We start from the raw sequence: 18,828 nt of genomic DNA on the forward strand, positions 1-18,828 counted from the left end.
ATAATAGGTCAAGGTGATTAATATGAAATTGAAAACCTTTGTTTCCGATAAAAGAAGTGTATATGATTTCATAGTTTAGATAAGAAAAGGGAGTAAATAGATGATAAAAACTATCGTAAAGGATGTCTTTTTCCTTGGACAAAAATCGACAGAAGCGACTAAAGAAGACCTCTATTTGGCTAAAGATTTACGTGATACACTGGAGTTTCATAAGGAAGCCTGTGTGGGTATGGCTGCCAATATGATTGGCGTTAAAAAGCGTGTTATTATCGTCAATATCGGTTTTGTCAATCTGGTCATGTTTAATCCTGTTTTAGTCAGCAAGTCCTCACCTTATCAAACAGAGGAGTCTTGCTTGTCTTTAGAGGGAAGTCGTCCGACCAGACGTTATGAGTCGATTGAGGTTGCCTATTTAGATGAACAATGGATGCCTAAACAGTTAAGTTTTTCTGGTATGCCAGCCCAAATTATTCAACATGAATTGGATCATTTAGAGGGGATTATTATTTAGATAGCCTAGCCCAAGCGGGCTAGGTTTTTGAGTTCAAAGCCTTAATAATCATAGTTATGGGAGTGAGAGCGGAAAGCAATTTTTTTCTCACTCTTTTTTAGTTCTCATAGGAACTTTTTTCTTGACATTAGTTCTCATAAGAACTAAAATAGTTTCCATGAGAATTATTCAAGGAGGGACTTGCGATGCATGGAAAAGATACTTTTAGTGAATTCAGAGAATTCATCAATACTATGGAATCTCGCGTGCAAGAGTTAGGAAAGGTCCATGGGGTTGAGCATTTAGCTGGCCCTCAAGGATTTGCTGTCAAGTATTTGTCTGACAATCAAGATAAAGAAATCTTTATCAAAGACATTGAAAAAAGACTATGTATTTCTAAATCAGTGGCTAGTAATTTGGTCAAACGAATGGAAAAAAATGGTTTTGTTGAGTTGGTGACATCGGACAAGGATAAACGCTACAAGTATGTTCATCTGACAGACTTAGGTAAAAAGAAAGCTCGAGATGTCAAACATTTTCGAGAGGCCATCCATGAACAGCTGTTAGAAGGTATTTCCAAAGAAGATGCTGAAACAGCCTTTCGTGTCTTTCACCAAATTCGTATGAATTTAGAAAAAAATAAGGAGTAACTTATGTTTAAAATTTTTAAACGTTTGACGACAAAAGAGTTAATCATGATTGTCTTAGCGGTGATTTTTGTTTGCTTGAACGTCTATCTAAACTTGAAAATTCCAGACTATATGTCTGATATTACGACACTCTTATCAACTAAGGGAACTAAAGCGTCGGATATTTTTGCCTGGAATACAGATGCTCCAGGGATGCGAATGCTTTTAATGTCGTTTGCAGGCTTTATGGCCTCTGTAGTTGTTGGTTTCTTAGCTGCCAGAACAGCGGCAAGTTTTACCACCCGCCTTCGTGATGATATCTTCCATCAGGTTCTAGATTTTTCGGACGCAGAGATCAAGAAATTCTCAATTCCTAGTCTTTTGACCCGTACGACAAATGATATTACCCAATTGCAGATGGTACTTACCATGGGGTTACAGGTTATTACACAGGGACCTATCATGGCCATTTGGGCGATTACAAAGATTGCCGATAAAAATGGAAATTGGCTCCTTGCCTTGCTTGTCGCTGTGGCAGTGATTGCCATTCTCATGCTTTTCCTCTTGATTATGGTTATGCCTAAGCAACGCTTGATTCAAACTCTGACCGATAAACTGAATAGCGTAACGCGTGAATCTCTTACAGGAATTCGTGTGGTGCGTGCCTATAACGCCGAAAGTTATCAAGAGGATAAATTTGAAAAGGCCAATACTGATTTGACCCAAAACAATCTCTTTATCGGTCGTTCTTTTGCCTTACTGACACCCGTGATGACTGCTGTATCAAGTGGTTTGACACTGGCTATTTATTGGATTGGTGCACATTTGATTGAAGATGTTAAGATTCCAACAGATCCAACTAAGATTGCTGGTGCTATGGAAAATAAGGTCCATCTCTTCTCAGACATGGTGGTTTATTCATCTTATGCCATGCAGGTTGTGATGGGATTCATGATGATGATTGTTGTTTTCTTCCTTCTTCCACGTGCAGTTGTAGCAGCTGGTCGTATCAATGAAGTTCTAGATACCCAATCTTCAGTCTCTTATCCTGAAAATAGTTCTGAAAAACCTAAAGAAGTGGGTACTGTCGAATTTGATGATGTTTCCTTCCGTTATTCTGAAACTTCAGAGCCTGTTTTGGAGCATGTTAGCTTCAAAGCTAAAAAAGGTGACACGGTGGCCTTTATTGGTTCGACTGGATCTGGTAAATCAACGCTTGTCAACCTTATCCCACGTTTTTATGATGCCACGCAAGGAACCATCAAGGTTGACGGTGTCGATGTGCGACATTATGACCATGAAACCTTGCACAATATAGTCGGTTATATTCCACAGAAGGCAGTGCTTTTCTCAGGTGATATTACGTCAAATATGACGATGGGAACGAGCAATAACAGTCCCCTTGATGATGCTAAGATTTGGGAAGCTCTCGAATTGGCTCAAGGAAAAGACTTTGTTGAAAATAAAGAAGGTCAACTTAAAGCAGAAGTTGCCCAAGCCGGGTCTAACTTCTCAGGTGGACAGAAACAACGTTTGGCTATTGCGCGTGCCTTGGCACGTAAGCCTGAAATCTTGATTTTCGATGATTCCTTCTCAGCCTTGGACTATAAGACCGATCGTAAGTTACGTCAAGAATTGGCTGAAAAAACACAAGATATGACCAAGTTGATTGTAGCTCAACGTATCTCTACTATTATGGATGCAGACCAAATCTTGGTACTTGATCAAGGTAAGGTCGTTGGTCAAGGAACTCACAAGGAACTCTTGGCAAATAATGAGGTTTACCAAGAAATTGCCTATTCACAATTGTCTAAGGAGGAGTTAGAAAATGGAAAATAAGCCAAAAACATCATCCTATAAACGCTTAAAACCCTATATTAAAGGTTTCCAAATTCCGTTTGTCCTTGCGATTTTTGGAGCAATTATTTCAGCGGTCATTACAGTTATTGGACCAGATAAGCTTAAAGAAATTACCAATACTATAACTGAAGGTATTACACCTACTAAAATGGGAACGATTCCAGGCATTGATTTGGACAAGGTAGCAAGTATTGCTATGACCTTGGCTGTTCTCTATGCCATTTCAGCCATTGTGGGTTACCTACAAAGCTTTACGGTTGCGACAGTTACACAACGCTTTTCACAACGTTTCCGTACAGCTATCCAAAAGAAAATCAACAGTGTCCCTCTTAATTATTTCGACAGTCACTCTCAAGGGGATACCCTCTCTCGTGTGACCAATGACGTTGACCTTTTGGGACAATCGCTTAGCCAAGGCTTAGGTACCTTGATTACTTCAAGTGTTCTCTTGGTGGCAGCCATTATTATGATGTTCTACTCAAATGTCACTATGGCTTTCACTGCGATTGGTTCTGTCTTGATAGGTTTTGTTCTGGTAGCCTTCATCATGGGCTTCTCGCAACCCCTTTTCAAGCGCCAACAAGAAAATTTGGCTAATATTAATGGTTATATTGAAGAAATCTACACGGGTCAAGCAGTCGTAACGAGTTACAATGCTGCTCAAGAAAGTAGTCAAGCTTTCAAGGGACTTAATGATAAACTCTATAAATCAATGTGGCAATCACAGTTTATCTCAGGTATTATGATGCCACTTATGATTTTCATTGGGAACTTTGGTTATGTCATGGTCTGTCTTGTGGGTGCCATCAAAGTTATTGATGGTAGCTTGACTATTGGTGATGTGGTAGCCTTCATGACCTATGTTCGCATCTTCTCACAACCTCTTTCTCAAATTGCACAAGGGATTACACAACTCCAATCAGCCACTGCAGCCATTGGTCGTATCTTTGAATTTTTGGAAGAAAAAGATATGGACGACGAGTCAGCTAAGACAGCTGAATTGACAGATACTAAAGGTCAAGTTGTCTTTGATCATGTTTCCTTTGGTTATACTCCTGAAAAGACTATTATTCATGACTTTTCGGCTCTTGCTAAGCCAGGTCAAAAGATTGCGATCGTTGGTCCGACGGGTGCTGGTAAGACGACTATTGTTAACCTGCTTATGAAGTTCTATAACATCGACCAAGGTCGTATTACCATTGACGGTGTGGATACGAATGACATGAAGCGTGAAACTGTTCATGACCAATTCTCAATGGTGCTTCAAGACACTTGGCTCTTTGAAGGTACTATTCGTGATAATTTGATTTACAACCAAGAGAATATTTCTGATGAGCAAGTTATTGCTGCAGCCAAGGCCGTCGGTATTCACCACTTCATTACCACACTTCCAAAGGGTTATGATACTTATTTGGATGATTCTGTGACCTTATCAGTTGGACAGAAGCAGCTCTTGACCATTGCACGTGCGCTTCTTAAGGATGCCCCTCTCCTTATCTTGGATGAGGCGACATCATCTGTCGACACTCGAACAGAAGAATTGATTCAAAAAGCCATGGACAAGCTTATGGAAGGTCGTACTTGCTTTGTTATTGCCCACCGCTTATCAACCATTCGAAATGCTGACCTTATCCTTGTGATGAAAGATGGTAACATTATTGAACAGGGCAATCATGATGAGCTCATGGCAGCAGATGGTTTCTATGCTGATCTTTATAATAGTCAATTTACAGAAGAAGTTGCCTAAACTTTTCTTATAAAATTATAAGATTTTACAAAAAAACATAGAACGTATGACTGTCAGTCATACGTTTTGTGTTATACTGAAAAAAACAGACAGATTAGGAGATTATGATGCAATATCGCAAAGCAAGACTAGACGAAGTTCAGGAAGTTGCACAAGTATGTGCAGATGCCTTTGAAGATTACCCCTATCTTTCAATGATTGCCAGTAATTTAAAGAAGCCTGAACAGTATAAGGAATTTGTCTTAGCCTTGCAGGAAATATTGGTGCGTTTGGCGATTAAACAGGACTCATGTTTGGTGGCTGAAAAGGACGGTCGCATTGTTGCGGCGGCCATTTTACAGCATCAGACGATTTCTATGCTTAACTATCTTCAGAACGGAGCGACCAAGCTTTTCCGTTTTATAAGTATCACCAAGTTGTTCAAGTATTTTAACTTTGTTGAAGAGTCCGAAAGACATCTGGAAGATTCTGCAGAATACGACTGGTACTTGATGATGTTGGCGGTGACTCCAGATTATCAAAGAAAAGGGATAGGGAGTCGTTTCTTGCTTGAAGGGGTTGAACCTTTTGTGCGTAGTACAGGAGGTCACAGTCTTGGTTTGATTACCAATCGCGATTACAATGTACCTTTCTATGAGAAAAATGGCTACAAGCAATGTGGTTATAAAGCTTTGACTTATGAAACACACAAACTAGGTAACTGGCCTTTTGTCAAATCGCTTGATGAATAGCCTTGTGCTATTTAATTAAGATAAGCAAAATGAATCTGGCTTCGGCTGGATTTTTTTCTTAGCCTTAGAGTCCTTCTTGTCTGGCTCATTCCTTATTTTTAAGCCTAACTATGCTATAATTAGGAAACGCTATTAGAGGAGGTTTATATGTCAACTCCAAGTATTTATGGGGAATATGCTCAGTATCTCCCCAAGATTTTACAAGAAATAACAGACCCGATTATTGCGGCTAATATTACTAGCAAAAAGGAAACAGGCTTTAAACTCTATGAACATTTTATTTCACGAATCAAAGAAAGCGATTCTATGCGTGAAAAGTGTCGTAGGAAAAATTTACCTGAAACCAACCAATCTGCTCTCAAGGAAATTCGTGACAGTATTGGGATTCGAATTGTTTGTGGCTTTGTCGATGATATTTACAAAACTATCGATGTCATCAAGGCTATCCCTGGCGTTTCTATCTATAACGAGAAAGATTACATTTTAAATGCTAAGCCCAATGGCTATCGTTCTTACCATCTCATTTTAGAAGTAGAAACCGAGTTTCCAGATGTGCTAGGAAATGAGAGAGGAACCTATTTTGTTGAGGTTCAGCTTCGGACCATTGCTCAGGATTCCTGGGCCAGTTTGGAGCATCAAATGAAGTACAAGCACGACATCAAGAATCCAGAAATGATTACCCGTGAGCTTAAGCGCTGTGCGGATGAATTAGCTTCATGCGATTTGACCATGCAGACCATCCGTAACTTAATTCAAGAAGGAGGGGACTAGAATGGCTTTGAAGATTCTACTAGCTGAGGATGAAGAGGCTCTTTCTCGAGTTTACAAGGCAGCCCTAGAGCATCAGGGTTATGAGGTGGATCAAGCATTCAATGGGCAAGAGGCAGTAGACCTAGCTGCACAGAATGCCTATCAAGTGATGATTATGGATATTATGATGCCCATTAAAACAGGTATTGAGGCCCTAAAAGAGATTCGCTCCTCTGGGGACAGGACGCATGTCATTATGTTGACAGCTATGGCTGAAATTGATGATCGCGTGACCGGGCTTGATGCTGGGGCAGACGATTACTTGACCAAGCCAATCTCCCTTAAAGAACTTTTGGCTCGTCTGCGTTCATTAGAACGTCGTGTGAGTGAGAGCTTCACTGCCAAAATTTTGACTCTTGGTTCTGTTCGTTTGGACCAAGAAGAGCAGGAGTTGGTAGCTGGGAACGCCATTCGACTTTCAAGCAGAGAGACCAAGTTACTGGCCCACTTCATGCTCAATCCTGCCAAGAAATTAACGACTGAGCACCTTTTCAAGACTATCTGGGAGGATGAGGAAGATGTGGACGAGTCTATTGTCTGGGTCTATATTTCCTATCTGCGTCAGAAATTGCAAGCCATCCAGGCTGACATCAGCATTCTTGGTGAAAAAGGAGGCGACTTTTGCCTTCTCGCCAATTAGAGAGGAGTAGCTCATGTTTAGACGTTTACGACTTCAATTTATTACGATTGCTTCCTTGGCTATCCTCTTTATCTTGGTCTCTACTGTGGGAATCATCAATACTGTGAGGTCCTTTCAGACGGAGCAGGAAATTAGTAAGGTTCTCAACACACTTACAGAAAATAATGGTAGTTTCGGAAAAACGAAAAAAATTGAGACCAATCAAGGGCGTGAAATTCCATCAGATAGTTTTCGTTTTTTCAGCGTGACCTTGTCTGGTGAAGAAGTGGTCAGTCAGGACACCAGTCATACTTCCTTGATAAATGATGAAGAGGCCGCTACTTATGCCCGAGCAGCTAGCCGAATGACGAGTACTCTTGGAACCATTAGAGAAAAAAATATTAATCTCAGTTATCAGGTTAGTAAAGTTAGCAAAAATAAGATCCTTGTGGTCTTTCTGGACACGACCTCTTATTATAATTCTTCCCAAGCCTTGTTAAATCTTTCTATCCTTTTATCAATGTTTGGCTTTATCTTTTTTGTTGTCATTGTTAGTGCCTTATCAGGAATTGTCATTCGTCCCTTCATTCGAAACTACGAAAAGCAGCGACGTTTTATTACCAATGCTAGTCATGAATTAAAGACACCATTGGCCATTATTTCTGCCAATACGGAGCTACAGGAACTCATGACTGGAGAGAACGAATGGACCAAGTCAACGAATGACCAGGTGGCACGTTTGACCACTCTAATCAATTCTCTGGTAGCCCTATCTCGTCTGGAGGAGCAGCCGGATATTGTTCTTCAAGATGTCGATTTTTCCTATATTACTGAGGATGCAGCAGAGGACTTTAAGGGACCTGTCGTTCGAGACGGTAAATCTTTTGTCATGGACATCACACCGGATATTCATGTAAAGGCAGAGGAGAAGTCTCTCTTTGAACTTGTAACCCTCCTTGTGGATAATGCTAACAAGTATTGTGATCCAGAAGGGACAGTTACGGTAAGACTTCGTCAGATTGGAAGAACGCGAAAACGGGCTCGTTTAGAAGTGTCAAACACCTATAAAGAAGGTAAGGCTGTTGACTATAGCAAGTTTTTTGAGCGTTTTTATCGTATTGAAGAATCCCATAATAACAGAGAACACAAAGGTTTTGGCATTGGCCTGTCCATGGCTCAAAGTATGGTCAAATTATTTAAGGGGCGTATCTTTGCCTCTTATAAAAATGACACCATCACCTTTACAGTTATCTTGTAAGGATATTTTTTAAATATTTGACTAGGTGAAAACCCTAATTTATGATAAAATAGTAAGGATGAAGATTTAGTGTTTTCTTTGCAAAAAAAGAAAACATTTTCCTATCCTAATCATAAAAAGGAGTTGCTCGAATAAGCCCCTTAACCACCTTAAAAGGATGGTAATTGACGACTTAGGAAAGATGAATCTCAGCTAAGAATTAAATCATAAAACAAAATAGTTAATAGGGAGAAATCATGGCAGAACCAAAATACAAACGTGTCCTCATTAAGCTTTCAGGTGAAGCTCTAGCCGGTGAACGAGGTGTTGGGATTGATCTTCCAACTGTCCAAGCTATGGCTAAAGAAATTGCTGAGGTAGCGGATTCAGGTATTCAAATTGCTCTAGTTATCGGTGGTGGTAACCTTTGGCGTGGGGAACCTGCAGCTGAAGCAGGAATGGATCGTGTTCAAGCGGACTATACTGGAATGCTTGGAACAACGATGAATGCCCTTGTTATGGCAGATAGTTTGAAACAACTCGGTGTTGATACACGTGTTCAGACAGCGATTGATATGAAATCTGTGGCAGAGCCTTACATTCGTGGCCGTGCCCTTCGTCACCTTGAAAAAGGTCGTATTGTTATCTTTGCAGCAGGTATTGGTTCACCGTACTTCTCAACAGATACAACAGCGGCTCTTCGTGCAGCTGAAATTGAAGCTGATGCTATTCTTATGGCTAAAAACGGCGTTGATGGTGTCTACAATGACGACCCTCGTAAAAACGCTGATGCTGTCAAATTTGATGAATTGACACACGTGGAAGTTATCAAACGTGGTTTGAAAATTATGGATGCCACAGCTTCTACCCTTTCAATGGATAATGACATTGACCTTGTTGTCTTCAACATGAACGAACCAGGAAACATCAAACGTGTTATCTTTGGTGAGCAAATTGGGACAACTGTATCTAACAAAGCAGAATCACACAAGTAAGAAAGAGAGAATTTATGACAAACGCAATTATTGAAAAAGCAAAAGAACGTTTCGCCCACTCACACGAGTCATTGGCCCGTGAATTTGGCTCTATCCGTGCAGGTCGTGCCAATGCCTCACTTCTTGACCGCATCACTGTAGAATACTATGGTGCTCCAACACCACTTAACCAATTGGCTTCAATTACGGTTCCTGAAGCACGTGTCCTTTTGATTTCACCATTTGATAAAGGTTCAATTGCTGATATCGAACGTGCTATCAATGAGTCTGACCTTGGAATCAACCCAGCTAATGATGGTTCTGTTGTGCGCTTGGTTATCCCAGCACTTACAGAAGAAACACGTAAAGAGTTGGCTAAAGAAGTGAAAAAAGTCGGCGAAAATGCTAAAATCGCTATCCGTAATATCCGCCGTGATGCTATGGATGAAGCTAAGAAGCAAGAAAAAGACAAAGAAATCACAGAAGATCAATTGAAAGCTTTGGAAAAAGATATCCAAAAAGCAACTGATGACGCTGTTAAGAAGATTGACAGCATGACAGCAGAAAAGGAAAAAGAACTCCTTACTGTTTAATTAATAGAAAAATAAGGAGAGTGGGACAGAAGCAAGAGAGCATGGACTATGTTAGCTTCCTTGTCCGACTCTCTTTTTAGAGGAAAAAAGATGAATACATTACTTGGAACGATCATTACTGCCCTAGTAACTGATGAAAATGATAAATTTTACTTTGTACAAAAGGACGGTGTGACTTTTGCCTTGTCTAAAGAAGAAGGAAAATACGCCGTTGGTGACATGGTGACAGGCTTTGCCTATACAGATAGCAAGCAAAAATCACGTCTGACTCAAAAGGAAATCAAGGCAACTCGCGATTCTTATGATTGGGGAGAGGTCACTGAAGTTCGTAAGGATTTAGGTGTCTTTGTAGACGTAGGAATTCCAGATAAGGAGATTGTTGTCTCTCTCGATGTTTTGCCAGAACTCAAAGAGCTTTGGCCTAAGAAGGGGGATAAACTCTACATCAAACTCGATGTTGACAAAAAAGACCGTATTTGGGGACTTCCTGCCGAACCTGAGGTCTTTCAACGTATGGCTGGACCTGCTTACGATAATATGCAAAACCAAAAATGGCCAGCTATTGCCTACCGTCTCAAATTGTCAGGAACTTTTGTTTATTTGCCAGAGAATAACATGCTTGGTTTCATCCATCCATCAGAACGTTATGCGGAGCCACGTTTAGGTCAGGTCCTTGAAGCGCGTGTGATTGGGTTCAGAGAAGTTGACCGTACCCTCAATCTTTCTCTTAAACCACGTTCTTTTGAAATGCTCGAAAATGATGCTCAGATGATTTTGACCTATTTAGAGAGCAATGGTGGCTTTATGACGCTTAATGACAAGTCATCACCAGCAGATATCAAGGCAACCTTCGGTATTTCTAAGGGTCAATTTAAAAAAGCCTTAGGTGGTCTGATGAAGGCCAAAAAAATCAAACAAGATCAGTTTGGAACAGAATTAATCGGTTAGGAGAAGGCATGAGAAAATCCTTTTATACTTGGCTGATGGCCCAGCGTAATCCCAAATCCAATGAACCAGTAGCAATCTTGGCTGATTTGGCTTTTGAAGATTCAACCTTCCCGAAGCATACTGATGACTTCGAAGAAGTTAGTCGTTACTTGGAAGATCAAGCTAGCTTTTCCTTTAATCTGGGGCAGTTTGACCAGATTTGGGAAGATTATCTGGCTCATTAATAGCGACTAAGTCTACGATAAGCATAATGACTTTTAGCATTTTCTTTAAAAAGTAATTACCATTTGAATTGGTATGAATTGTTACAATTTTTTACAAATATCTCAGCTTTTTTTCAATAAATTAGGCTTGTTACAACTAGTTAGTAATTGCTTTAAAGTGCAGTAAATCACCCCTCTTTTGACAAAAAATGTGGTATTATTGTATATGTTAAATTTGTTAAAAAAGGAATGAATTATACATGTTATCAAAATCTAAAACAACAAAGGCACTTCTTTACTCGACCGCAGCACTTTCACTTTTTGCTGCAAGTCACGTACATGCTGATGAAACTTCAAACTGGGCAGCACGTTCAGTAGATCAAATCAAAGCAGATATCGCTGTAAGTGATAACCAACAAACTTATACAGTTCAATACGGTGATACTTTGGGAAGTATCGCTGAAGCAATGGGTATTGATGTGAACGTTTTGGCTAACATCAATCAAATCACAAACATTGATTTGATTTACCCTGGAACAGTCTTGACAGCAACTTACAATGCTGATAATCAAGCTGTCTCTGTTAAAGTTGAAACTCCAGCTTCAGAAACATCAACTACACCTGTAGTTGCAGAAGCTAATTTGACAACTAACGAAGTGACTGTAAATGGTCAATCTGTAGTTGCAGCGGACTTGACAGCTCCAGTTGAAACAGTAAGCACAACAGCTACTCAAGCACCTGTTACAGAAGAGTCAACTCAAGCTGTTTCAGAAGTAACAGAAGCTATCGCATCAGCATCAGAAGCACCAGTATACGCAGAAACTGAACAACCAGTTGCTGATGCTATTGATCATGTCACTGCGTCAGCAGAGGCTACACCTGAAGCAGAAACTACTCCAGCTGCTGAAACACCAGCACAACCTGAAGTAAAAGAAGAAGCACCAGCGGCAGAACCAACAGCAACATCAGAAGCGTCTTCAGAAGCACCAGCGACTTCAGAAGCTCCAGCAGAAGCACCAGCTGCAGAACCAGCAGCAACATCAGAAGCGTCTTCAGAAGCACCAGCGACTTCAGAAGCGCCAGCAGAACAGCCAGCTGCAGAACCAACAGCAACATCAGAAGCTGCTTCAGAGGCACCAGCTGCTTCAGAAGCACCAGCAGCACAACCTGCATCAACAAATACACTTCCAACGGATCCACACCTTCAACCACAAGCTGAAGCTTTCCGTCAAGATGTAGCAGCACAATTCGGTCTTACTGATATCGGTGGTTACCGTGAAGGTGATCCACAAGACCATGGTAAAGGACTTGCCGTTGACGTTATGGTACCAGTTGGTTCAGAAGTTGGTAATCAAGTCGCTCAATATGCTGTAGACAATATCTCAAATGCAGGTATCTCATATGTTATCTACAGACAACAATTCTACGCACCAGTAAACAACATCTACGGACCAGCTAACACATGGAACCAAATGCCAGACCGTGGTAGCGTTACTGAAAACCACTATGACCACGTTCACGTGTCATTTAATGAATAAGTCAGAATAATAAAAAGTCACGCCTGGCGTGATTTTTTTGATATAATGGAGAAAAAGACGAAAGAAAGAGGAACTCTATTTGCAAGAGTATTCTGTTGAAATTACCCTAAATCACCCAGATGATGTCTTGTCACTTTTTGGGACCAATGAGCGCCATCTAAAACTTATCGAGGAAAACCTCAATGTTATTATTCATGCTCGAACAGAGCGTGTGCAGATACTTGGAGATGACGAGGAAAGTGTTGAATTGGCCCGTTTGACCATTCAAGCCCTCCTTGTTTTAGTGGAGCGTGGAATGCTAGTCAACACTTCAGATGTTGTCGCAGCCTTAACCATGGCTCAAGATGGTTCGATTGACAAGTTTGTTGCTTTATATGAAGAAGAGATTATCAAGGACAACAGTGGTAAGCCTATTCGAGTGAAGACCTTGGGGCAAAAGGTTTATGTTGATAGCATCAAAAGTCATGATGTGGTCTTTGGGATTGGTCCAGCTGGTACAGGGAAGACCTTTTTAGCGGTTACCCTTGCAGTTACAGCCCTTAAACGTGGTCAAGTTAAACGTATTGTTCTAACACGTCCGGCGGTTGAGGCGGGTGAGAGCCTCGGTTTCTTGCCTGGTGATCTCAAGGAAAAGGTGGATCCTTACCTTCGCCCTGTCTATGATGCCCTTTATCAAATTCTTGGTAAGGAGCAAACGACCCGCCTCATGGAACGTGAAATTATTGAGATTGCACCCCTCGCTTATATGCGTGGTCGTACCCTAGAGGATGCCTTTGTTATCCTTGATGAGGCACAAAATACAACCATCATGCAAATGAAGATGTTCTTGACCCGTCTTGGTTTTAATTCTAAGATGATTGTCAATGGGGATATGAGTCAGATTGACTTGCCACGTCGTGTTAAATCAGGCCTTGTCGATGCTATGGAGAAATTGAAGGGAATTAAGGCTATTGATTTTGTTCACTTCTCTGCTAGCGATGTCGTACGTCACCCAGTTGTAGCTGATATCATTAATGCTTATGAAAAAGATGCACCTAAGGTTGACTTTGAGGAAAAATCAGAGGAAACAAACAAGCTTGAAGAAGAAACAGCATCAGGATTGACTGAATACCCAGTAATTGGTGCTGAGGATGTAAAAAAGTAAATTGATGAAAAGAGGTTTGAGAGTATGTGTTCTCAACCTCTTTTTCCTTTACAGTCATGTCATTAGCTTTTCCCCTATTTCTGGTAAAATAGTATTGAATAATAGGCTGATATGGAGGGGAGAGCCATGACTAAAGCAAAAAAATGGAAGATTGCTATCATTGTATTGCTTGGACTTGTTGCGACAGTCTTGATAGCCATAGGAGAGGGAAGATTTTGGAAGTATCAACAGAACTATATTCCAGACGGCACTTATCAGATGCTAAAATACGAGGCTAAATCGGCATATTCCAATGAATTGATAAATTGGACTGAGCGAGGAGAGAATAATGATAGCTTATATGAGGATTTTATAGTTGTTGAGAATATGAAATCTCAATTTTATTATGTTTTTGTGGGGGATGGGGAACCTTTTGTCTCACCATTTGAGCATGATGAAAAGCTCCCACAGACTTTTGACCCACGTACAGGGACTTTGAAACAGGATCTAACAGTCTCTGAATATGAAGCTCTAGTGATTTCTCATATAGATAAGATTTCTAAAAAGGGAGAGGAGTATTCAAGAGTAAAAGAAGTATCTGTCCAAAGGTGTGTAGACGATTATAAAAAAATGTTGAAGCAAAAAAGAACTTATGAAAAGCGCCCTAATGGTCTCGTTCTGACTGTTTATGCTAATGATGGACATATTGAGTCGCGTAGAACTTTTAAACGATTGAGCTCAGAGGAAGCCAAAGGGGTCAAAAGTGGTTATGATAGGGATTATGAGTATGCCTTGAAGTATTATAATTATTCAAGGCATGATGGGGATTATCTCATCTGGCGCTGATCCACTTATCGTGCAAGCGCCTCTTTACTATCAAGAATCATAGCCTAATGTTTTATTAAAAAACCTTACAGTCTTTATGATAATTGTCAAATACTATTTCACCATTTATTTTGGTACAATAGAACGGTAGACCAATAAAAAAGGAGATTATTATGAACCAGCAAGAGTGGATTGAGTACTTTGAATTAGTCAACGGTCGCAAACCAACTCCCGCAGAGTTAGCTCAAGCTCAAGCAGCAGGCGAGTTTATCCTTGAACGACCTAACCCTAACGTCTTTGGCTCAAATGGACAGGCGACGGAGCAAAGACCGATTAAGCCAGCTGAACCTGTGATAACGATGACACAGCAGCCTCAGTTTGCACAAACAACAGCAACCTTCCAACAAGTCGTACCTGCTAAAAAAGGTATGTCTAAGAAAACTAAGATTATTTTGGCGTCAGTCTTGGGTGCTGTGGCAGTGATTTTACTTTCTGTTGGTGGCTATTCATTATGGCGTTATCAGTCAGGAAAAATTGTAGATGGAACCTATGAAGTAGTTTCTTTCTCTCGTTATGATGAAGACAAAGATAAAATGGTTGATGGCATAGATGAATACAAGGACGAAGGTTTGGACTTGCAGTCTTTTGTAGTTGTAAAGAATAATCAATCTAGAACCTACAATTTAGTAGAGAGTGACAATAAATCATATGTTAGTTTGATGGACTATGAGACAGATGTTCCTCAGGTATTTGATCCGTGGAATAGAACAGAGAGTCAAGTTTTAGATGCGGATCAAGTCGAAGATGTCACAAAAGACTTCATGAAAAAGATGAGAAAAGACTATTCGTTTTATACCAAAGAGGAAGCTGACAAAGTCGTTAAAAAAACAACAAGAGAATATAAAGATACCTTGAAGGAAAAACGTACCTATGTCAAGCATGGCGATGAATACACTCTGACTACTTATGATAAAAAAGGGAAGCTTCAGTCACGTATTACTTATAAACGTATGAGTAAGGGAGACGCTGAGGAGCGCTGGGATGACTATAAGGATGCCATCAAAGATTATAAGAAAGATTTGAAGACTTATAGTGATCAATATGATGACTTCAAGGATTACTATGATTATGGTTATGGCTACAATTATGGCTATGGTTATGGTAATGACTATGGCTATGGTAATAGCGATGACTATGGTAGTGGTTCTAAATCAGGCTCTGACGATAGTAAAAGTAGTAAAAAATCTAGTGATAAAATCTAATCACCCAATGATGTAAATGAGTAAAGTGGTACGAGAAGGAGAGCCAAAACTCCATTCTGGTATCGCTTTTCTTTATATGGAAATAATCAAATAGCCTTGGAGTCTTTTTTCTGTTAGAATGGAAGTATCAATGAAAAAGGGGACTTTTATGAACGAAAAAGAGTGGTTAGATTATTTCGAAACAATCAATAATCGTAAGCCGACAGAGGAAGAAATCCAACAAGCAAAAGCTAATGGGGAATTTATTTCTCAAGAGGCTAAGGACGAGGGTGTTAATCCACAGCAAGCTCAGTTGAGTGACCAAGTGACACAAGCCGTTTCACAAGTTGCTCCTGCTAAGACAGGCTTGTCTAAGAAAGCTAAAATTATTATTGCTTCTGTAGTGGGGGCGATTGTCCTAGTGGCACTTTCATTTGGTGGCTATGCATTTATGCACCTGCAAAGCGGTAAAATACCTGAAGGAACCTATCTACTTGAAACTTATCGCTTTTACCATAAAGATAAGAAGAAAATGGTTGATGGTATGGAATCTTTCAAGGAAAGTGGCCTAGAGGCTCATGATTTTGTTAAAGTCAAAGGTAACAATGTTAAATTTTATTTTTATACCTTAGCTGGCGGGAACAATCTGGTTGACTTTACAGACTATGATACTGACGAAGCATACCGTCCAGATGCTTGGTCTAGAACGCTTAAACCAAACATGTCACTATCTGAATATTCGAAAGTCATTGACCAGGCAGTAGATAATCAATACAAAATAAGTGAATATCGAACTCAGGCTGATAACGATGAAAGTAAAAAGATTTACGTTAAATCCTACAAAGAATCTCTTGAAGAAACCGTTCGATACAAGGTTAAGGGTGATAGATTGATCGTTACAACTTATAATAAGAAAGGCAAACTTATTGAAGAAAGAAGTTTCAAACGCCTATCAGGGGATGACGTGAAGAAATTAGATTATGACTATGAACGTGATGTTAGAGTTGATAAAAAGCGCTTCCAAAACTAGTAATGTTTAAAACCAGCTTAGCTGGTTTTTTTAGTGTCCAAAACGTGCTATAATAAGATGTTATATCATCAGTGTTAGCCCATTTGTTAACACATGAAAGGAAATTAAAATGACAAAAACATTCTACATCACAACACCTATCTATTACCCATCTGGTAAATTACATATTGGTTCTGCCTATACGACCATTGCTTGTGACGTCTTAGCACGTTACAAACGTATGATGAACTATGATGTCTTCTACCTTACTGGGCTTGATGAACATGGCCAAAAGATTCAACAAAAGGCTGAAGAAGCAGGAATCACACCACAAGAGTATGTGGACGGTATGGCTGTTGGTGTTAAGGACCTCTGGCAACTTTTGGATATCTCATACGATAAATTCATCCGTACGACTGATGATTACCATGAAAAAGTTGTTGCTCAAGTTTTTGAGCGTCTCTTGGAACAAGGAGATATCTATCTTGGTGAATACTCAGGTTGGTACTCAGTTTCTGATGAAGAATTTTTCACTGAAAGTCAGTTGGCAGAAGTTTACCGTGATGAGCAAGGTAATGTCATTGGTGGGGTAGCTCCATCAGGACATGAAGTAGAGTTGGTTTCTGAAGAATCATATTTCTTTAAACTCAGCAACTACGCAGACCGTTTGACTGCCTTCTTTAAAGAACATCCAGAATTTATCCAACCTGATGGTCGTATGAATGAAATGCTTAAAAACTTCATCGAGCCAGGCTTGGAAGACTTGGCCGTGTCACGTACAACCTTTACTTGGGGAGTAAAAGTACCATCAGATCCAAAACATGTGGTTTATGTGTGGATTGATGCCCTTATCAACTATATCACTGCACTAGGTTATGGTCAGGATGAGCATGGTAACTTTGATTTGTTCTGGCAAAATGATGAAAACCACGAAATCATCCACATGATTGGTAAGGATATCCTTCGTTTCCACTCAATCTACTGGCCAATCATCCTTATGGCTCTTGATTTGCCATTGCCTACACGTCTTGTTGCCCACGGTTGGTTCGTCATGAAAGACGGTAAGATGTCTAAGTCTAAAGGAAACGTGATCTATCCAGAAATGTTGGTAGAACGTTTTGGTCTTGATCCACTCCGTTACTACCTCATGCGTAGTCTTCCTGTCGGTTCAGATGGTACCTTCACACCAGAAGACTATGTAGCTCGTATCAACTATGAATTGGCTAACGACCTTGGTAACCTCCTCAACCGTACAGTTGCCATGATTAACAAGTATTTCGGTGGTCAAGTACCTGCCTATGTTGAAAACGTTACAGACTTTGATGCTGATTTGGCTAAGGTTGTAGCTGAAAATATCGAAGAATTCCACAAACAAATGAATGCTGTGGATTTCCCACGTGCCTTGGACGCCGTTTGGAATATCATTTCACGTACCAATAAGTATATTGATGAAACAGCTCCATGGGTACTTGCCAAAGAAGATGGTGACAAGGAACAATTGGCGTCGGTTATGGCACACTTGGCAGCTAGTCTTCGTGTCGTAGCCCACCTCATCCAACCATTCATGATGACAACTTCAAATGCTATTATGGAACAACTTGGCTTGCCAGTAACATTTGATCTTGAAAATATTGAACTTTCAGGATTCCCAGAGAATGTGACAGTCGTTTCAAAAGGAACTCCAATCTTCCCACGTCTGGACATGGATGAAGAGATTGCCTACATCCAATCTCAAATGAACGCAGGCAAACCTCAAGAGAAAGAATGGAACCCAGAAGAGGTTGAGCTTAAATCTGAAAAAGACCAAATCAAATTTGACGACTTTGACAAGGTTGAAATCCGTGTCGCTGAAGTTAAAGAGGTAGAAAAGGTCGAAGGTTCAGACAAATTGCTCCGCTTCCGTCTTGACGCTGGTGACGGTGAAGACCGTCAAATCCTCTCAGGTATCGCTAAATTCTATCCAAACGAACAAGAATTGGTCGGCAAGAAACTTCAAGTCGTGGCTAATCTCAAACCACGTAAGATGATGAAGAAATATGTCAGCCAAGGTATGATCCTTTCCGCAGAACATGACGGCAAACTCACTGTCTTGACAGTAGATCCATCTGTTCCAAACGGAAGTGTGATTGGGTAAAATATCATAAAAAATAGTTTTTCAATTTTTTGAATTGGGAAACTGTTTTTTACTAATCTTCAGTTGTGAGTAAAGCGCTTGAAACAGATCTTTGTTGAGTGCTCGAAAGTTTTGCTT

The 18,828-nt window shown here is 40.2% G+C and carries 18 protein-coding genes; all 18 read left to right on the forward strand.

All coding sequences use genetic code 11. The annotated features are described in order from the left end of the window. The first annotated feature begins 100 nt into the window (after window positions 1-100). A complete protein-coding gene (locus NYE32_RS01970) occupies window positions 101-511 on the forward strand; it encodes a peptide deformylase (protein ID WP_038675386.1) in 411 nt (136 codons plus the stop codon). A gap of 185 nt (window positions 512-696) precedes the next feature. Further along, window positions 697-1,140 carry a MarR family transcriptional regulator gene (locus NYE32_RS01975; RefSeq protein WP_002885568.1) on the forward strand — a complete coding sequence of 148 codons (444 nt, stop codon included), beginning with the start codon at window positions 697-699 and terminating at the stop codon, window positions 1,138-1,140. A 3-nt stretch (window positions 1,141-1,143) separates the two neighbouring features. Further along, entirely contained in the window at window positions 1,144-2,958 is a 1,815-nt protein-coding gene (locus NYE32_RS01980; protein WP_151404517.1) for an ABC transporter ATP-binding protein, read from the forward strand. Then, a complete protein-coding gene (locus NYE32_RS01985) occupies window positions 2,948-4,726 on the forward strand; it encodes an ABC transporter ATP-binding protein (protein WP_070438405.1) in 1,779 nt (592 codons plus the stop codon). The genes NYE32_RS01980 and NYE32_RS01985 overlap by 11 nt, the downstream gene beginning before the upstream one ends. Before the next feature lie 107 nt (window positions 4,727-4,833). Further along, window positions 4,834-5,457: a GNAT family N-acetyltransferase gene (locus NYE32_RS01990; RefSeq protein WP_048790159.1), complete on the forward strand. Its 624-nt coding sequence runs from the start codon at window positions 4,834-4,836 to the stop codon at window positions 5,455-5,457. 147 nt (window positions 5,458-5,604) lie between these two features. Beyond that, window positions 5,605-6,228, forward strand: a complete 624-nt coding sequence (locus tag NYE32_RS01995) for a GTP pyrophosphokinase family protein (RefSeq protein WP_070438408.1) — start codon at window positions 5,605-5,607, stop codon at window positions 6,226-6,228. Between the two features lies 1 nt (window position 6,229). Beyond that, window positions 6,230-6,907 (forward strand): response regulator transcription factor, encoded by a 678-nt coding sequence (locus NYE32_RS02000; protein ID WP_037601879.1) that lies wholly within the window; start codon window positions 6,230-6,232, stop codon window positions 6,905-6,907. Between the two features lie 13 nt (window positions 6,908-6,920). Continuing rightward, a complete protein-coding gene (locus NYE32_RS02005) occupies window positions 6,921-8,144 on the forward strand; it encodes a HAMP domain-containing sensor histidine kinase (protein ID WP_156685167.1) in 1,224 nt (407 codons plus the stop codon). Between the two features lie 236 nt (window positions 8,145-8,380). After that, on the forward strand, window positions 8,381-9,118 hold the full coding sequence (gene pyrH / locus NYE32_RS02010; RefSeq protein WP_002885551.1) for a UMP kinase: 738 nt from the start codon (window positions 8,381-8,383) through the stop codon (window positions 9,116-9,118). A 14-nt stretch (window positions 9,119-9,132) separates the two neighbouring features. Further along, on the forward strand, window positions 9,133-9,690 hold the full coding sequence (gene frr, locus NYE32_RS02015) for a ribosome recycling factor (RefSeq protein WP_002885567.1): 558 nt from the start codon (window positions 9,133-9,135) through the stop codon (window positions 9,688-9,690). A 90-nt stretch (window positions 9,691-9,780) separates the two neighbouring features. Continuing rightward, window positions 9,781-10,638, forward strand: a complete 858-nt coding sequence (gene cvfB, locus NYE32_RS02020) for an RNA-binding virulence regulatory protein CvfB (RefSeq protein ID WP_156685166.1) — start codon at window positions 9,781-9,783, stop codon at window positions 10,636-10,638. 8 nt (window positions 10,639-10,646) lie between these two features. Continuing rightward, window positions 10,647-10,862 (forward strand): YozE family protein, encoded by a 216-nt coding sequence (locus NYE32_RS02025; RefSeq protein ID WP_002885591.1) that lies wholly within the window; start codon window positions 10,647-10,649, stop codon window positions 10,860-10,862. Between the two features lie 239 nt (window positions 10,863-11,101). After that, window positions 11,102-12,379 carry a LysM domain-containing protein gene (locus NYE32_RS02030; protein WP_156685165.1) on the forward strand — a complete coding sequence of 426 codons (1,278 nt, stop codon included), beginning with the start codon at window positions 11,102-11,104 and terminating at the stop codon, window positions 12,377-12,379. A 79-nt stretch (window positions 12,380-12,458) separates the two neighbouring features. Continuing rightward, window positions 12,459-13,523 (forward strand): PhoH family protein, encoded by a 1,065-nt coding sequence (locus NYE32_RS02035; protein WP_048676322.1) that lies wholly within the window; start codon window positions 12,459-12,461, stop codon window positions 13,521-13,523. Window positions 13,524-13,649: 126 nt separating this feature from the next. Then, entirely contained in the window at window positions 13,650-14,348 is a 699-nt protein-coding gene (locus tag NYE32_RS02040) for a hypothetical protein (RefSeq protein ID WP_048790164.1), read from the forward strand. 152 nt (window positions 14,349-14,500) lie between these two features. After that, window positions 14,501-15,589 (forward strand): hypothetical protein, encoded by a 1,089-nt coding sequence (locus NYE32_RS02045; protein WP_002885565.1) that lies wholly within the window; start codon window positions 14,501-14,503, stop codon window positions 15,587-15,589. A 130-nt stretch (window positions 15,590-15,719) separates the two neighbouring features. Beyond that, on the forward strand, window positions 15,720-16,598 hold the full coding sequence (locus NYE32_RS02050; protein ID WP_156685164.1) for a hypothetical protein: 879 nt from the start codon (window positions 15,720-15,722) through the stop codon (window positions 16,596-16,598). A 109-nt stretch (window positions 16,599-16,707) separates the two neighbouring features. Next, window positions 16,708-18,711, forward strand: a complete 2,004-nt coding sequence (metG, locus tag NYE32_RS02055; RefSeq protein WP_048676309.1) for a methionine--tRNA ligase — start codon at window positions 16,708-16,710, stop codon at window positions 18,709-18,711. The last annotated feature ends 117 nt before the right edge of the window (window positions 18,712-18,828 follow it).

The sequence above is a fragment of the Streptococcus sp. FSL R7-0248 genome (assembly GCF_037967965.1).
GTDB lineage: Bacteria > Bacillota > Bacilli > Lactobacillales > Streptococcaceae > Streptococcus.

What these genes read in the sequence shown, in the direction of transcription:
- NYE32_RS01980 (WP_151404517.1), top strand. Translation starts at nt 1,144, where the DNA reads ATGTTTAAAATTTTTAAACGTTTGACGACAAAAGAGTTAATCATGATT.
- NYE32_RS02040 (WP_048790164.1), top strand. Translation starts at nt 13,650, where the DNA reads ATGACTAAAGCAAAAAAATGGAAGATTGCTATCATTGTATTGCTTGGA.
- NYE32_RS01995 (WP_070438408.1), top strand. Translation starts at nt 5,605, where the DNA reads ATGTCAACTCCAAGTATTTATGGGGAATATGCTCAGTATCTCCCCAAG.
- NYE32_RS02030 (WP_156685165.1), top strand. Translation starts at nt 11,102, where the DNA reads ATGTTATCAAAATCTAAAACAACAAAGGCACTTCTTTACTCGACCGCA.
- NYE32_RS01985 (WP_070438405.1), top strand. Translation starts at nt 2,948, where the DNA reads ATGGAAAATAAGCCAAAAACATCATCCTATAAACGCTTAAAACCCTAT.
- NYE32_RS02050 (WP_156685164.1), top strand. Translation starts at nt 15,720, where the DNA reads ATGAAAAAGGGGACTTTTATGAACGAAAAAGAGTGGTTAGATTATTTC.
- NYE32_RS01990 (WP_048790159.1), top strand. Translation starts at nt 4,834, where the DNA reads ATGCAATATCGCAAAGCAAGACTAGACGAAGTTCAGGAAGTTGCACAA.
- metG (WP_048676309.1), top strand. Translation starts at nt 16,708, where the DNA reads ATGACAAAAACATTCTACATCACAACACCTATCTATTACCCATCTGGT.
- cvfB (WP_156685166.1), top strand. Translation starts at nt 9,781, where the DNA reads ATGAATACATTACTTGGAACGATCATTACTGCCCTAGTAACTGATGAA.
- NYE32_RS02005 (WP_156685167.1), top strand. Translation starts at nt 6,921, where the DNA reads ATGTTTAGACGTTTACGACTTCAATTTATTACGATTGCTTCCTTGGCT.
- NYE32_RS02025 (WP_002885591.1), top strand. Translation starts at nt 10,647, where the DNA reads ATGAGAAAATCCTTTTATACTTGGCTGATGGCCCAGCGTAATCCCAAA.
- NYE32_RS02000 (WP_037601879.1), top strand. Translation starts at nt 6,230, where the DNA reads ATGGCTTTGAAGATTCTACTAGCTGAGGATGAAGAGGCTCTTTCTCGA.
- NYE32_RS01975 (WP_002885568.1), top strand. Translation starts at nt 697, where the DNA reads ATGCATGGAAAAGATACTTTTAGTGAATTCAGAGAATTCATCAATACT.
- frr (WP_002885567.1), top strand. Translation starts at nt 9,133, where the DNA reads ATGACAAACGCAATTATTGAAAAAGCAAAAGAACGTTTCGCCCACTCA.
- NYE32_RS02045 (WP_002885565.1), top strand. Translation starts at nt 14,501, where the DNA reads ATGAACCAGCAAGAGTGGATTGAGTACTTTGAATTAGTCAACGGTCGC.
- pyrH (WP_002885551.1), top strand. Translation starts at nt 8,381, where the DNA reads ATGGCAGAACCAAAATACAAACGTGTCCTCATTAAGCTTTCAGGTGAA.
- NYE32_RS01970 (WP_038675386.1), top strand. Translation starts at nt 101, where the DNA reads ATGATAAAAACTATCGTAAAGGATGTCTTTTTCCTTGGACAAAAATCG.